At 27.4% G+C, this 14898-nt stretch carries 18 protein-coding genes; 14 read left to right on the forward strand and 4 right to left on the reverse strand.

What is annotated here, in order from left to right; all coding sequences use genetic code 11:
* Positions 1 to 806 (forward strand): flagellin (locus tag BUA62_RS00005; RefSeq protein WP_072862094.1); only part of this gene is annotated, 806 nt, incomplete at its 5' end.
* A gap of 85 nt (positions 807 to 891) precedes the next feature.
* Here the strand turns inward: BUA62_RS00005 and secF are convergent.
* The 3 genes from secF to yajC are packed head-to-tail and all read right to left on the reverse strand — an operon-like array spanning position 892 to position 3637.
* Positions 892 to 1800, reverse strand: coding sequence for a protein translocase subunit SecF (gene secF / locus BUA62_RS00010; protein ID WP_072862097.1), 909 nt, complete (start codon positions 1798 to 1800; stop codon positions 892 to 894).
* Entirely contained in the window at positions 1800 to 3209 is a 1410-nt protein-coding gene (gene secD / locus BUA62_RS00015; RefSeq protein ID WP_072862099.1) for a protein translocase subunit SecD, read from the reverse strand. Before secD ends, secF begins: the two co-directional genes overlap by 1 nt.
* A 20-nt stretch (positions 3210 to 3229) precedes the next feature.
* A complete protein-coding gene (yajC, locus tag BUA62_RS00020) occupies positions 3230 to 3637 on the reverse strand; it encodes a preprotein translocase subunit YajC (protein ID WP_072862102.1) in 408 nt (135 codons plus the stop codon).
* Between the two features lie 143 nt (positions 3638 to 3780).
* Between yajC and BUA62_RS00025 the strand changes: the two genes are divergently transcribed.
* The 13 genes from BUA62_RS00025 (at position 3781) to BUA62_RS00085 (ending at position 14291) form a co-directional block, all read left to right on the forward strand.
* The gene (locus tag BUA62_RS00025; RefSeq protein WP_072862105.1) at positions 3781 to 4110 is read left to right on the forward strand and encodes a hypothetical protein; all 330 of its coding nucleotides are present in this window, start codon (positions 3781 to 3783) and stop codon (positions 4108 to 4110) included.
* A gap of 21 nt (positions 4111 to 4131) precedes the next feature.
* A complete protein-coding gene (locus BUA62_RS00030; RefSeq protein WP_072862108.1) occupies positions 4132 to 4401 on the forward strand; it encodes a hypothetical protein in 270 nt (89 codons plus the stop codon).
* Between the two features lie 16 nt (positions 4402 to 4417).
* Positions 4418 to 5197 (forward strand): glutamate racemase, encoded by a 780-nt coding sequence (gene murI / locus BUA62_RS00035; protein ID WP_072862110.1) that lies wholly within the window; start codon positions 4418 to 4420, stop codon positions 5195 to 5197.
* A complete protein-coding gene (rapZ, locus tag BUA62_RS00040) occupies positions 5191 to 6063 on the forward strand; it encodes an RNase adapter RapZ (protein ID WP_072862112.1) in 873 nt (290 codons plus the stop codon). The genes murI and rapZ overlap by 7 nt, the downstream gene beginning before the upstream one ends.
* A gap of 5 nt (positions 6064 to 6068) precedes the next feature.
* On the forward strand, positions 6069 to 6989 hold the full coding sequence (gene whiA / locus BUA62_RS00045) for a DNA-binding protein WhiA (RefSeq protein ID WP_072862114.1): 921 nt from the start codon (positions 6069 to 6071) through the stop codon (positions 6987 to 6989).
* Positions 6986 to 7444, forward strand: a complete 459-nt coding sequence (gene nrdR, locus BUA62_RS00050) for a transcriptional regulator NrdR (RefSeq protein WP_072862116.1) — start codon at positions 6986 to 6988, stop codon at positions 7442 to 7444. The genes whiA and nrdR overlap by 4 nt, the downstream gene beginning before the upstream one ends.
* A gap of 2 nt (positions 7445 to 7446) precedes the next feature.
* Positions 7447 to 7947 (forward strand): transcription elongation factor GreA, encoded by a 501-nt coding sequence (gene greA / locus BUA62_RS00055; RefSeq protein ID WP_072862118.1) that lies wholly within the window; start codon positions 7447 to 7449, stop codon positions 7945 to 7947.
* Positions 7934 to 9448, forward strand: coding sequence for a lysine--tRNA ligase (gene lysS / locus BUA62_RS00060; protein WP_072862120.1), 1515 nt, complete (start codon positions 7934 to 7936; stop codon positions 9446 to 9448). The genes greA and lysS overlap by 14 nt, the downstream gene beginning before the upstream one ends.
* Before the next feature lie 131 nt (positions 9449 to 9579).
* Positions 9580 to 9774 (forward strand): 50S ribosomal protein L28, encoded by a 195-nt coding sequence (gene rpmB, locus BUA62_RS00065; RefSeq protein ID WP_072862122.1) that lies wholly within the window; start codon positions 9580 to 9582, stop codon positions 9772 to 9774.
* Between the two features lie 81 nt (positions 9775 to 9855).
* The gene (locus tag BUA62_RS00070; protein ID WP_072862124.1) at positions 9856 to 12147 is read left to right on the forward strand and encodes a helix-hairpin-helix domain-containing protein; all 2292 of its coding nucleotides are present in this window, start codon (positions 9856 to 9858) and stop codon (positions 12145 to 12147) included.
* Between the two features lie 103 nt (positions 12148 to 12250).
* The gene (locus BUA62_RS00075; RefSeq protein ID WP_072862126.1) at positions 12251 to 12715 is read left to right on the forward strand and encodes a ribosome maturation factor RimP; all 465 of its coding nucleotides are present in this window, start codon (positions 12251 to 12253) and stop codon (positions 12713 to 12715) included.
* 15 nt (positions 12716 to 12730) lie between these two features.
* Entirely contained in the window at positions 12731 to 13756 is a 1026-nt protein-coding gene (nusA, locus tag BUA62_RS00080; RefSeq protein WP_072862128.1) for a transcription termination factor NusA, read from the forward strand.
* Positions 13757 to 13865: 109 nt separating this feature from the next.
* Positions 13866 to 14291, forward strand: coding sequence for a Fur family transcriptional regulator (locus BUA62_RS00085; RefSeq protein ID WP_072862129.1), 426 nt, complete (start codon positions 13866 to 13868; stop codon positions 14289 to 14291).
* A gap of 25 nt (positions 14292 to 14316) precedes the next feature.
* Here BUA62_RS00085 and yihA read toward each other — a convergent pair whose 3' ends face one another.
* Positions 14317 to 14895: a ribosome biogenesis GTP-binding protein YihA/YsxC gene (gene yihA / locus BUA62_RS00090; RefSeq protein ID WP_072862131.1), complete on the reverse strand. Its 579-nt coding sequence runs from the start codon at positions 14893 to 14895 to the stop codon at positions 14317 to 14319.
* Between the last annotated feature and the right edge of the window lie 3 nt (positions 14896 to 14898).

A 14898-nucleotide genomic window follows, 5' to 3' on the forward strand; every position in this document is an offset into this window, starting at 1 on the left:
CAACACAATTTAACACAAAGAATTTATTAGATGGTTCATTAAAAGAAACAAGAAAAGCAGATGCTAAAATCGTTTCTCCTGGTTCCGCTCATTTTGCAGTTGGGAAAACAGGTACTACTTTGGCTAATGGAAATATCATTATAGAGGTTGGGCAATTTACTGGTTCTGCTGCAAGTACTTTAGAAGTAAAAGCAACTCTAATAACAGCTGGTGGCTCTTCTTCGTGGACTACAAATGTTGAAGCTGGATCAATTTCTGTTACAGTTGGTAGTGCTGCAGTAAGTATTACTTGGGATATTAACCAGATTGCTTCAATTGATGATTTTGGTGGAACATTGGCAAAAGGGACAAAAGTAGACGGTGGTGCTATAGCGGTATTTGGACAAGTAACTGCAGGTGCTACAGGTGTTAATCCTTTAAATTATCATATTGGTGCTAATGCAGGGCAAGTTATTAATATCGGTTTTGAAAGCATGAAAGCTGATGATATTGGTATTACAACAGGTGTAAAAATCAATTCACAAAGTGATGCAGAATTTGCTATAAGTGCTATTGATGCAGCTGTATATAAAGTATCAGCATTTAGGTCAAAGTTAGGTGCTGCACAGAACAGACTTGAACATACAATTAAGAACTTAGGTGTTGCTTCTGAAAACTTAACTGCTGCTGAATCAAGAATTAGGGACGCTGATATGGCCAAAGTTATGGCTGATTATACAAGACAACAAATTCTTATGCAATCTGGTACTGCTATGCTATCTCAAGCTAACCAATTACCTCAACAGGTTTTACAATTACTAAGATAATGTATAATAAAAAGAGGGCTTTGCCCTCTTTTTATTATTAAAATTCCTGTTATGTGAGTTTTTTTTTCGGGAATTTTATATATTTTTAATATACTCTTGATCTTTTTATCCATCCAATAACAATTGGACTTGCAATATAAAGTGATGAATAAGTACCTACTACAACACCAACAGCCAATCCAAAAGCAAAAGGCGCTATTGCTTTTCCACCCCAAATTAAAATTGGAAGTATTACTAAAAATGTTGTTATTGATGTATTCAATGATCTAACGATAACTTCATTAATACTCGTATTTACTATTTCTTCTATATTCTTTTTACCTCTTAGTTTTTTCATATTCTCCCTTATTTTATCATATACAACAATTGTATCATTTAGAGAATAACCGGCTAAAGTTAAAAATGCAGCAACAGCAGCAACGTTAATTTCAATTCCAAATAATGAATAAAATCCCATTGTAATAATAATATCATGTGCCAATGCTAAAATTGCACCTACTCCAAAAGAAAATTTGAATCTTAAAGTAATATAGGCTAATAATAAAATTAATGAAATAATTACAGCATACCATGCATATGATTTAATTTCTTCTGCTGCATAACCTGAAACATCATTAAATTCTAAAAAATCTATAGTAATATCTTTTTCAGCGAATTTTTGTTTCATGGTTTTAATCAATTCTTCTTTTAAAGCTGTTGACCCTGATAACGATTCCTTTAAAACAACTGAATATTGGAACAATTCTGAATCTTCAACATTTAAATTTTTTAATTTTGCTATTTTGGCTGTAGCATATTCTGATTTTATGGAAGTCAAAATACTTCTAATTTCATTAATACTTACTTCTTTATTTGAAGATATAACAAATTCTGTTCCACCGGCAAAATCAACACCTAAATTAAATCCTTTTGTAAAAACAAATATCAAACTAGAAAGTATTAAAAGTAAAGATAAAAGAATAAAAACCTTTCTCTTTCCAACAAAATCTATCATTATTTCCCCTCCTCTACAGCCGTTTTTTGATATTTTTTCACATTAATTAGATGGCTTGTGGATTCAAGTATAGATCTTGATACAACAAGATTTGTAAACATACTACCTAACACACCAATAATTAACGTAATTGCAAAACCTCTTACTGTACCTGTTGCAAAATAATAAAGCACTACACCAGCCAATACTGTAGTTAAATTTGCATCAAATAATGTCCAAAATGCTTTATCAAACCCAAATCTTACGGCTGTTAAAGGAGGCCTTCCATGCCTTAACTCTTCTTTAATTCTTTCATAAATAATTACGTTTCCATCCACCGTTGTTCCAAAGGTTAAAATAATACCGGCTAAACCAGGTAATGTCAAAATAGCATTGGTACCTGCTAAAACCCCTAATAATAATATAGAATTAAACAATAATGCAATATCAGCAATAACTCCCATCCAACCATAAAAAATTATCATATAAATCATAACAACAACTAACCCTAATAATCCTGCTTTTACTATAGTTTCAACAACATCTCTACCCAATGTTGGACCTGTAGTTCTTTCCTGGAATTTTACTAAGTCAACTGGTAAATTACCTGCTTTTATTAAAGCTGCAACATTTCTTGCTTCTTCTATAGTTTGAATCCCTTCTATTACAGCTGAAGTACTGGTTATCTTTTGATTAACAGTTGGAGCTATAATAACCCTATTATCTAGAATTATAGCTAATCTCTTTCCTACTAAATTACCTGTAATTAATTCAAATTCTCTGCTTCCTTGAGATCCAAATTTTAAATTAACCACAAAACCTTTATTCTTTGTATTTATATCAGCGTTTGCATCAATAACTTTTTCCCCTGTAAACTCAAATGGTTCTTTTCCAAAAGTAAAATATCTTTTAATTTTATACCATGTTGTTTCATCATACATATCTCTTACATAATCATATAAAGGTTCTTCCTTACCATTTATAATAACATATTTATTTCTTTTTACTGTAGGCTTTACATCAGATGTCTGCACCTCAATAACTTCTGCAAAAAAGAGCTTTCCTCTACTACCTATTAACTTTTCAGCAGTTTCTATATCTGTAATACCAGGAATTTCAACTCGAACTCTTATTTTATTACCGCTAACAACTTTTGATACAACAGCTTCTGTATATCCTGCAGCATCTAATCTTTTTCTTAATACTAAAATTACATTGTCGATAATTTCATTTGGATCTGTTCCTTCATCTAATTTCATGTTATATTCTAACATACTACCGCCTTTAATGTCTAATCCAAGTTTAATATTCGAAAAATACTTAAAAACTCCTGTATTTTCACTAGCTGTTTTTGAAGGCCAGAAAAACATCAATAATGCTGTTAGTATAACTACTACAGAAATGATTACTCTAACTTTGTGTGCTTTCACAAAACCAACCCCCTTGAAAATTACTTTTTATTTTCTTCTTTTTTGATTTCTTTTTTATTTTCTTCTTTATTTGATTTTGATAATATAGCTACTATAGAACTTTTTGTAATATCCAATTCTGTTCTATCTGCAGTTCTTATTCTAACAAAATCATTATTAATATTCACTATTTTTCCTATTATCCCAGATTGAGTTAAAATTTTATCATCTTTCTTCAATTTTGAAAGCATATCTCTATGCTTTTTCTCTTGCTTTTTCTGTGGCATTATAATTAAAAAATACATTAACCCAAATATTAAAACAAACGGGAACAACAATCCCCATATACTACCTGCTGTAGTTGTCGCACCTGCAGCTGTAGTTGTTTGTGGTGCAGCTGTTTCCGGTGGCCCAAAAAACAAAAAATTTGTTATACTATGAAAATTCATAATAACTTCACCTCCAAATATTTTTTTCTTAGAATATTATAACACAGATTTGTGATTTATGGAAATTTTTATGATATAATTAAAAGGGAATTTTAGTTTTTTTATAGAAAAAAATATTGAATAATAATTAAGGGGGTATGAAAATGGAACTTTTAAAAGAACTCGAAAGCATCATAAATAATCTTACTGAAAAGTATAACAAAGTTAAAGAAGAAAGAGATGCTTTAAAAAAAGAAAATGAAGAACTTTATGGTGAATATGAAAATCTCACAAGAGAAAGAGATATGTTAAAAACTCAAATTGAAGAATTTAAAAAGAATGAAGAAGAAATGGAAAAATATATTCGGGAGATTAATTACAAATTAAAAGAAATTTTAGGAGAAGAAAATTCTGAAGAAGCTATAACAAAAGAAGCTATAACAAGCGAAACCGATAATACTGAAGAACTCTCACAAGAAGAACCAAAATGGTAATATAATAGGCGGTGCATTTTTATGGGAGACAGGATACAAAAACATATATATTTTGACTTAATGGGGAAAAAATATGATTTTATTACTGACGAACCTGAAGAGATTGTCACAAAAATCTTAGAAACAATAAAAGATAATGTCGAAGAAATATATTCTAAAATGAACAATCCGGATATTGTTCATGTTTTGCTATACCTTTTATTAAATGAAAACCTGGAAAAATTAGAATTAAAAAACGGGCTAAAAGAATTAATAAATAAAGCCTCTACTGTCTCCCATAATAAAGGATAATGTTGGTGGTGTAAAGATGAAAATAGGTTTTTTTGATTCTGGAATAGGTGGTTTAACCGTTTTGAAAAAGGTGGTCAATACCTTTAAAGGCCACCAATATTTTTATTTCGGAGATACCTTAAATGTTCCTTACGGTTCTAAACCTATTAAAAAAATTATAAATATTTTAAAAGAATTATTCCAATTTTATGATAATCTTGGAATAGATATTGTTGTCTCTGCATGTAATACTTCAGATTCCATAATTTTAAGAGATTATATTGATATGAGCATATATAATTTTAGATATATTAGCATATTAAAAAATGCAATTTCCCAAATTGATAAAAAAGAAAAAGTTCTACTTCTCGCTACGGAAAATACTGTAAAAACCGGAACATATAGGGAACTTCTAGTTACAAAAAAAACAAAATTAACTGAGATTCCCTGCCCATTATTTGTACCTCTAATTGAAGAAGGTATCTGGCATGGACCTATCGCTGAATCTATTGTAAATTTTTATTTAAAAAATCAAAAAGAATATGATAAAATCATCTTAGGATGTACTCATTATCCCATATTGGAAAAGCATATTAAAAAATCCGTTAAGGGAAAAATAATAGATCCTGCTGATGGAATTGTAGAATCATTAAAATCATATTTATCTGTTATTTCATCACCTCCTAAAATACATTTTTTTGTATCAGGTGATAAATATAAATTTATACATAATTCAGAAAGAATATTAGGAAGGAACAATTATAAAGTGCAATATTCTACCTTAGTTTTTGGGGAAACTGGAGTGATTTCATGGTAAAAAAAAGAAATGTTTTATTAATTACAGGTTTATCCGGTGCTGGTAAAACTACCATTTTAAAAATATTGGAAGACATAAAATATTATACTATAGATAATATTCCTCCTCATTTAATAGAAGAATTTTTGATAATGCTTTTAAATAGTTCTGACATTGAAAATATTGCTTTTGTCAGTGATATTAGATGGAAAAAAGCTAAAGAATTAAAATTAGAAATACTTAAAATCAGAAAACATTTTAAAAACCTTAATATTTCTTTTAAAGTTATTTTTTTAGATTCTTCAATAGAAACAATAAAAATACGATTTATGAAATCAAGAAGAGGACATCCTTTACAAGATATGATTTTAAGTTTAGATGATGCTATTGAAAGAGAAATTGAATTAATGAACCCTATAAAAGAAATATCTGACTTTATTATCGATACAACAAATTTAGAACCGTCAAAATTCAGAGAAAAAATATTTGAAATTTTAGATGAAAAATCTGTAAATACCACAAAAATTAAAATAATAAGTTTTGGATTTAAATACTCTCCACCAAATGACTTAGATTATTTGTTTGATGTACGATTTTTACCTAATCCTTATTATATAAAAGAATTGTTTGTATTAACTGGAAAGAATAAAGAAATAATTGAATATTTAGAACATTTTGAAGAATCAAAAGATACGGTAAAATCCATTTTTGATCTAATGGTCAAAATACATAAATGGTACTCTTTAACAGGAAGAGTATCGATAAATGTAGGAATCGGTTGCACCGGTGGAAAACACAGATCCGTTTATGTTGCTGAAAAATTATTCGATTTGTTAAAAAGTCATGATTATAATGTTTCTATATATCATAGAGATATTGACAGGTGATAAACATGCCAAATTTTTCTGAAGATGTTAAATTAGAATTAGTTAATTCAAAAATTGATTATCCTGAGGTAGAATTATTTGGTTTTATAAAAGGAAAAGGAAGTTTTGTAATTGACGGTGATCAACATTTTCTAAAGTTATCTATACCTTCTATGACCACTTTAAAAAGAGTTTATAAATTATCTAAAGAATTATTTGAAGAATGGATAACCACATATATAAAAATTGAAAAAAGATTGAAATTAGGGAGAATGGGGGAACTCTATTTTAATTTGATGCATGCAAAAATTGTTTTTAAAGATAAAAATATTGATATTTTTTCTGATAATATTCCTGATTATATATCTTCAGATCCATATTTATTTGGTATTTTTGTAAGGGGATTATTTTTAAGTTGCGGTTCTGTTTCCATTACTAAAAACTACCATTTTGAAATTTTTTCTGATTTCACAGAACAATTTGCACAAAAAATAATAAAAAATTTACAAAATCTTATAGGAATCAAAGCTAATTATATAACAAAAAATAATAAAATAAAAATATACATAAAATCATCCAAAGATATTTTAAACACTTTGGAATTAATCGGCGCTCATAATTCTGTAGATAAAATATCGAACATAATTAAAGTTCGCGAATTAAAAAGCAATGTATCGCGAACATTTAATTTTATTTCAGCTAATGCTACTAAAACTGCTGAAAGTGCTTCGAAACAAATTGCTCATATAAAGATCCTACTAGATAAAGGTATATTAGAAAATTTACCGGACGAATTAAAAGAAATTGCTTTATATCGTCTTGATAATGAAAGCGAAAGCTTAAGTGAAATGGCAGAAAATTTAAATATGTCTAAATCAACGTTATATTATAAAATTAAAAAATTAGAAAAAATTGCAAATGAAATTAAAAGAGGTGAAAATTTATGAAATGTCCTTATTGCGGGCATGATGAGACAAGAGTATTAGATTCAAGAACAATTGCAGAAGGTACAGTAACTCGTAGAAGAAGAGAATGTTTAAAATGTAATAGCAGATTTACAACATATGAAAGATATGAAACTCATAAAATTTTTATCATTAAAAAGAACGGACAAAGAGAACTTTTCGATAGACAAAAAATATTAAATGGTTTAATTAAAGCCTGTCATAAAAGGTCTATAAGTTATGAACAAATTGAAAACCTCGCAGCTGAAATTGAAGAAAAAATAAGAAAAATGGGATCCTCTGAAATTGAAAGTGTTAAAATTGGTGATATGATTATGAATGAATTAAAAAAAATAGATCATGTTGCGTATGTTAGATTTGCATCTGTATATAAAGAATTTGGCGATCTTGATCATTTTATAAAAATAATAAATGATTTAAAAACTAAGGAGGTTTAAACATGGTTCCAGGTGAAAAAATCCAATTAACCAGAGAAGGATATGAAAATTTAATAAAAGAAAAAGAAGCATTAAAAAATAAATTGATGACAGAGATTGCTGAAAGAATAAAAGAAGCCAGAGAGTTAGGTGATTTATCAGAAAACAGTGAATATGAAGAAGCAAAAAATGAACAGGGTAAGATTGATTCAAGAATCAAAGAAATTGATTATATTTTGGAAAATGCTGAAGTTATTGATGAATCGGAAAGTAATAACGAGGAAATTAATCTTGGAAATACTGTTATAGTTAAAGATTTAAAAAAGAATATCGAAGAAACATATAAAATAGTTAATTCTCAAGAAGCTGATATTTTTTCGAATCCTAAAAAAATTAGTTCTGAATCCCCTATTGGTAAAGCTTTATTAAAAAAGAGAATTGGTGATAAAATTAAATTTAAAACACCATCAAACAAAGAAAGAGAACTTGAAATTTTAGCTATATTAAAATATGGAGGTGCTTGATTTGAGCGATTTACGAGAACAAAGACTAAAATTAATTGAAGAAATTAGAAAAGAAGGAAGAAATCCATATCCTTATCGATTTGAAAAAGATATGAAAGTTGAAGAAATCAAAGAAAAATACAATAATATTTCTGATGGTGAATTATTAGAAAATGATGTATTTAAATTTGCAGGAAGGGTAATGTCTATAAGGAAACATGGAAAATCTGCTTTTATTGTTTTAAAAGATGACACTGGAAGAATTCAAGCTTATATAAGAAAAGATAAAGTTGCCGACGGGAAATTTGATGAATTTAAAAAATATATGGATATTGGAGATTGGGTTGGAATTGAAGGGTTTCCTTTTAAAACTCATACTGGTGAACTAACTTTATTAATACTCGACTTCGAAATACTTTCAAAAGCTTTAAGACCATTGCCAGAAAAATGGCATGGTTTAAAAGATAAGGAAGTTAAATATAGACAAAGATATGTTGATATGATTGCAAATGATGATAGCTTAAAAACTTTCGTTATAAGATTTAAGGCCATTAGATATATTAGAGAATTCTTAAATTCCAAAGGATTTATTGAAGTTGAAACTCCCACTTTACATCCTATTTTAGGCGGTGCTAATGCCAGACCCTTTGTTACACATTTAAACGTTTATGATACTGATATGTATTTAAGAATAGCTCCAGAATTATATCTAAAAAGATTAGTCGTTGGTGGTATGGAAAAAATATATGAAATTGGAAAAAATTTCAGAAATGAAGGCGTATCATACAAACACAACCCTGAATTCACAATGATAGAACTTTATCAAGCATATGCCGATTACACAGATATGATGAAAATTACAGAAGATGTTTTATCTTATGTCGTTGAAAAAATTCATGGAACTACAAAAATTAATTATCAAGGGGTTGAAATAGATTTTAAACCTCCTTTTAAAAGAGTAAAGATGAGAGATTTCATCAAAGAGCATTTAAATGTCGATATATTAGAAGATCCTGATGATAAATTAGTTGAAGTTTTAGAAAAAAACGGTGTTGAAATCCAGGTTGCAGACAAAGGTCATTATATAGATGAATTATGGTCATTAGTAGAAGATAAAATTGTTCAACCCACCTTTGTATTAGAACATCCTGTTGAAATATCGCCTTTAGCTAAAAGGCATAGAGAAGATCCAAGAGTTACAGAAAGATTTGAATTAATCATATATGGAAGAGAAATGGCTAATGCTTTTAGTGAATTAAACGACCCTGTAGATCAATTAAATCGATTTAAAAAACAGGTTGAATTAAAAGAAAAAGGTGACGAAGAAGCTCAAATGATGGATTTAGATTTTATCAGAGCTTTAGAATATGGTTTACCACCAACAGGAGGATTAGGTATAGGAATTGATAGGTTTGTTATGTTCCTTACAAATGCTGAAACTATTAGAGATGTCATTGCTTACCCTATCGTCAAACCAATGAAGTTTGAAGATGAAGAAAAATTAATTGAATCTGATGAATAAAATTAACCTTTTTTAAATATTAAATTCATCTTTATGTATATAATATAGATGGTCTCTAATGATTACAAAATTAAATATTGTTAGATAAAGTAATTAATAATAAAATTAAATAATATAGGAGGATGATTGAAATGGCTAGAGTTTGTGAAGTGTGTGGTAAAAGACCAACAGCTGGTAATAGTGTTGCTCATTCAAAAGTTACTACAAGAAGATGGTGGAAACCAAATATTCAAAAAGTTAAAGTTGTTTTAGAAGATGGAACAGTAAAAAGAATGAATGTTTGTACAAGTTGTTTAAAAGCAGGTAAAGTTAAAAGAGCAATATAACTCTTACATATAAAAAGCGCCGAATTTCGGCGCTTTTTATGTTATAATATTTAAAAATGTGTTTTTTCTGAGGTGATTATTTTGAAGATTTTAGGACCTGTTGTAACCTCAAAATCAATAGGGAAATCGTATATCCAAATAAGAGATTTAATTCCTTTAGCAAAAAAATATAATTATGATGGTATAGCAATAATAGAGTCTCACCCAAAGTCCTGGATAAGCTTTATTAAATTATGTAAATATTACAAGTTAAAACCCATAATCTTTTTTGAAATGAAAGATAAAGTATTTTTGCCAAAAAATTCTTCTGAATTAAAAAAAATTGTTAAAATCTATAACGGATTAAACGAAAATTTACATTTTTTTGATAAAAAAAATATTTTCAACAAAATTGTATATCCTACAAAAAGATTTTCAGAATTACTTAATGATATTGATGGAGACTATATAAAGAAAAATTCAGGAATAGAAAATTATATAAATAAAAATATCTATAAATATATTCTAAAAACAAATTTTGAATATGATATAAAAAATTTTTTTGTTGGAATACCGAAAATTGGGGGATTTAAAAAGTTATATGAAAATATTTTACCCACAATAAGCAAATTACCAGATAATTACGTATTAAGATTAAAAAACGAATTGGAAGTTATAAGAAAATTAAATGTCTCCGACTATATTTTAACAGTAAAAAAAATTGTTGATATCGCAAAAAAAAATGGAAGTTTAATTGGCCCAGGTAGAGGTTCTGCTGTAGGCTCTCTTGTTGTATATTTACTTGGAATTACGCTTATAGATCCTATAAAATATAATTTATATTTTGAAAGATTTTTGAATCTTTCAAGACAAGAACTTCCAGATATAGATCTCGATGTAGAATCAGAAAAAAGAGATATTATTATTAATGAGTTATCAAAAGAATTCGACATTGCTCAGGTTAGAACATATGTTAGAATGAAATATAAGAGTGTATTCAAAAAAATTAAAGAAATACTAAATCTAGATTATTCTAACAAATTTAAAAAACCAATTAGATCCATAGAAAATATGAAATTATATAAAAATGATAAATTGAAAGACTATTATACTTTAGCATTTTATCTTGAAGGATTAGAAACTGCTGAATCAGTTCATGCAGCTGGAATAATATTATCAGACAAAAATTTAAAAGAATACATTCCTCTTGAGTTTTCTAAAAATATTCCTGTTACTATTTGGGAAATGGAAGAATTAAAAGAAATAGGTATAGAAAAATTTGATTTGTTATCTCTAGACACTCTTTCGTTATTAAAAAAATTTGATTTTAAATATTCAAAAGATTATTTTATAAATTTAAACAATAAAAAGGTTTTTAATATTATATCAAAAGGATTAACTGAAGGTATATTTCAACTTGAATCAAAATCAGCTAAAATTTTAGCGAAAAAATTAAATCCTCAAACTTTTGAAGAACTTTATATTTTACTTGCATTAAATAGGCCAGGGCCACTAAATTCCGGTATGTTTGACGAATATTTAGATGGTAGCAGTAAAGAATATTTAAAAAAACTTCTTCCTGAAACAAAAGGAGTCATTATTTTTCAGGAACAGGTTATGTACTTAGCTCAAAAATTAGGTAATTTATCTCCATATGAATCAGACAATTTCAGAAAAGCAATTTCCAAAAAAAATATAGAAAAAATTGAAATCTTAAAAGAAAAATTTATCTTAAATGCATCAAAAAAAATTGGCGAAAACGAAGCAAAGGTTTTATATAAAAAAATTGAGAATTTCTCACAATATGCTTTTAATAAATCTCATAGTGTCGCTTATGCTCATTTGAGTTATTGGCTCGCTGAAATTAAAAGCACACAACCAGAAAGATTTTATTTAGAATATATAAAATACAAAGGTTTTTCTTTTGAAATTTTTAAAGAAATAAACATGATGAATATTAATATTATCCTCCCAAATATAAACATTCCATTTGGAGATTATAAAAATAAAACGATTATTTTACCTTTACGTATTATTAAAGGTGTTGGTGAATTCGCAGAGAAAAAAATTTTTGAAGATATTCAAAATAAAGGTAAATATACTTCTTTTGAAAATTTTATAAAAAGAGCAAAAAGTATTGGTATTACAAGAAATATTATTGAGCAGATGATAAAAGGTGGGACCTTTGATATATTTGATAAAAATAGAAGAAACCTTTTAAGAGCTATTTCAGAAATTGAAATGAATGCAAGTTCTACCTCTAAAAAAATTCTTTCTAATGTTTTTGGAGAAAATATAAAAAACGAAAATAAAAAAATTATCACTTCAAAAAAGGATATTGTAACCTTTGAAAAAGAGGTTTTTAATTTTGTAATTTCCAAAAAAAACTATTGATTTTATAAAATTTTTGTGATATAATCCCATTGAAATAAATCTTTAAGATGTTCGAGGGCTAAGCCCTCGAACTCTCTTTTATTAACAAAGGGGGTGTACTTTTATGGATAACATTAAAGACCTGATAAGAGAAAAAGCTTGTAAAATAGCTAAAGATATGAATTTAGAAATATTTGATATTAATTTAAAAAAAATAAGAAGAAAATTAAAATTGGAAATAATTATTGACAAACTAGATGGATATGTTGGAATTGATGAATGTGAAAATTTTTCCAAAAAAATAGAAGCTTATTTGGATGAGAAAGATCTGATAGATTCTTCTTATGATTTAATTGTTAGTTCTCCAGGATTAGATAGACCTTTAAGAGGAATAAACGATTATATTAGATTTAAGGGAAAATTAGCAAAAATAATTTTAAGAGAGCGCATTGAAAATAGAACAGTTATAAAAGGCTATATAACTAAAATTGAAGGAAATAATATATTAATAAAGGAAAAAGATGGCGGAAAAGTATTGAAAGTCCCCTATAATAAAATACTTAGAGCAAATTTAGAATTAGATTTATAATTTGGAGGTGATTATATGAACGTTGTTTTAATTGAAGCTTTAGAAGAATTAGAAAGAGAAAAGGATATAAAAAAAGAAGTATTATTAGAGATTATAGAAAAAGCTATAGAAAAAGCTTATAAAAATAATTATGAAATGGAAAATGTTGAAGTTATTGTTGATAAAAACCATGGGGAAATTTCTATATATCAAATATTAAAAGTTGTGGAAAGTGTAGAAAATGAAGGTGAAGAAATTACTTTAGAAGATGCTAAAAAAATAAAATCCAAAGTACAAATCGGTGATTTTATTAAAAAGAAAATTAATCCTAAAAAAGAATTTAAAAGAATTGCAGCTCAAACTGCTAAACAGGTTATCAAACAAAGCATAAGAGAGATTGAAAAAGAAAATTTATACCATAAATACTCACCACTTGAAGGAAAAATCACAACTGCTGAAGTATTATTAGTAACCTTTGAATATGCAGATATAAGAATAGGAAAATTAGAAACTAAATTACCTAAAAAAGAATGGATTCCTAATGAATCTTTATATTCTGGTGACATAATAAAAGTATATATAAAAAGTATACAAAAAACTACAAAAGGTCCAAAAATTTTAGTTACAAGAAGCTCTCCTGAGTTTGTAGAAGAATTATTTAAAATGAATATTCCTGAAATTGAAGATGGCATAGTAAAAATTAAAAAAATATATAGAGAACCTGGTATTAGAAGCAAAATAGCTGTATACTCCGAAGACCCTAAAATAGATCCCGTTGGTGCTTGTATTGGAGAAAATGGCATTAGGATAAGTCAAATTTTAGAAGATTTAAAAAACTTAGAAAAAATTGACGTGATTAAATGGTCTGACAATATTGAAGAATTAATAAAAAACGCTTTAGCTCCAGCACAAGTATTAAATATAAAATTAGATAAAAAAAATAAAACTGCTATGGTTAATGTTCCAGAAAATCAACTCTCTTTAGCTATAGGCAAAGGTGGACAAAATGCCCGTGCTGCAGCAAAAATTACTGGTTGGAAAATAGACATACACACTATTTGAATTAAATAAAAGGGAACACAATTTTAATACTCCTTAAATCAAAAAGTTTTTTTTTTGCTGTAGAATTGTATTGTATTGAATCAAAAAGCGAGGAGGCGGATTTTACACTATGTCCCAACAAATATTAAAAAAAGTTCTCAGAGATAAAAAACAAAGAATGACCGCACAAAGAGAGTTGATTTTAAAAGTTTTTATTGAATCAAAAGGACAATTAATGAGTTTAGACGATGTTTATATGTATATCAGAAGGAGAAAAAATCATAAAACCAGTAAAATGACAGTTAAAAGAAGTATTGACCTTTTGGAAGAGATAGGTATTATTAAAAAAATTGATTTCGAGGATGGTCCCCCAAGATATGAATTAGTCGAAGAGTTTGCAGATGAGGCAAAAGTATTGCTTATATGTGAAAATTGCGGAAAAGCTATAAAGATGGATTTAGATATAGAAAAATTAAAAAGTATTTTACCTTATGAAAATATGGAAATTAAAGATTTTGATTTGAAGATATATGGCTTATGTACAGAATGTAAATAATAATGGCTGCTCTTTGCAGCCATTATTATTTTAAAAATTTACTTATTTCGTTTTTTAAAGCTCCTATACCTTCTCCAGTTTTTGCAGAAACGGGAAAATATAAATAATCCCCATATTTAGATAACTCAGATTGTATTATTCTCAACTTCTTTTGTCTTTCGGACTTTTTTACTTTATCCAATTTAGTAAGTACAATCATAAATGGAATTTCTAATCCTCTTAACCATTGAATCATTTCTAAATCTTTTTTTTGCGGTTCATGCCTATGGTCAATTAATAAAAAAATCATTTGCAATGAATACCTATTAACAAAATAATCCTCTAATAATTCCGCCCACTTTTTCTTTTCTTCTTTTGAAACATTTGCAAATCCATACCCTGGTAAATCTACAAGATATCCTTTATTGTTAACGCTATAAAAATTAATAGAACGTGTTTTTCCAGGATTTGAACTTATCTTTGCTATCTTTATACCAAACAGTTTGTTAAGCAGACTTGATTTGCCAACATTTGATCTTCCTGCAAAAGCTATTTCTGCATTTAAAGGTGAAGGATATTCCCCTTTTTTATAAACTGTTTTTACTAACTCAACTTTATTAAACATATC

Source organism: Marinitoga hydrogenitolerans DSM 16785 (assembly GCF_900129175.1).
Lineage (GTDB): Bacteria > Thermotogota > Thermotogae > Petrotogales > Petrotogaceae > Marinitoga > Marinitoga hydrogenitolerans.

Coding starts and splice junctions, on each gene's coding strand:
- BUA62_RS00085 (WP_072862129.1), top strand. CDS start 13,866: ATGTCCCAACAAATATTAAAAAAAGTTCTCAGAGATAAAAAACAAAGA.
- yihA (WP_072862131.1), bottom strand. CDS start 14,895: ATGTTTAATAAAGTTGAGTTAGTAAAAACAGTTTATAAAAAAGGGGAA.
- lysS (WP_072862120.1), top strand. CDS start 7,934: ATGGAGGTGCTTGATTTGAGCGATTTACGAGAACAAAGACTAAAATTA.
- rapZ (WP_072862112.1), top strand. CDS start 5,191: ATGGTAAAAAAAAGAAATGTTTTATTAATTACAGGTTTATCCGGTGCT.
- BUA62_RS00030 (WP_072862108.1), top strand. CDS start 4,132: ATGGGAGACAGGATACAAAAACATATATATTTTGACTTAATGGGGAAA.
- whiA (WP_072862114.1), top strand. CDS start 6,069: ATGCCAAATTTTTCTGAAGATGTTAAATTAGAATTAGTTAATTCAAAA.
- rpmB (WP_072862122.1), top strand. CDS start 9,580: ATGGCTAGAGTTTGTGAAGTGTGTGGTAAAAGACCAACAGCTGGTAAT.
- nusA (WP_072862128.1), top strand. CDS start 12,731: ATGAACGTTGTTTTAATTGAAGCTTTAGAAGAATTAGAAAGAGAAAAG.
- murI (WP_072862110.1), top strand. CDS start 4,418: ATGAAAATAGGTTTTTTTGATTCTGGAATAGGTGGTTTAACCGTTTTG.
- nrdR (WP_072862116.1), top strand. CDS start 6,986: ATGAAATGTCCTTATTGCGGGCATGATGAGACAAGAGTATTAGATTCA.
- BUA62_RS00075 (WP_072862126.1), top strand. CDS start 12,251: ATGGATAACATTAAAGACCTGATAAGAGAAAAAGCTTGTAAAATAGCT.
- secF (WP_072862097.1), bottom strand. CDS start 1,800: ATGATAGATTTTGTTGGAAAGAGAAAGGTTTTTATTCTTTTATCTTTA.
- BUA62_RS00025 (WP_072862105.1), top strand. CDS start 3,781: ATGGAACTTTTAAAAGAACTCGAAAGCATCATAAATAATCTTACTGAA.
- yajC (WP_072862102.1), bottom strand. CDS start 3,637: ATGAATTTTCATAGTATAACAAATTTTTTGTTTTTTGGGCCACCGGAA.
- greA (WP_072862118.1), top strand. CDS start 7,447: ATGGTTCCAGGTGAAAAAATCCAATTAACCAGAGAAGGATATGAAAAT.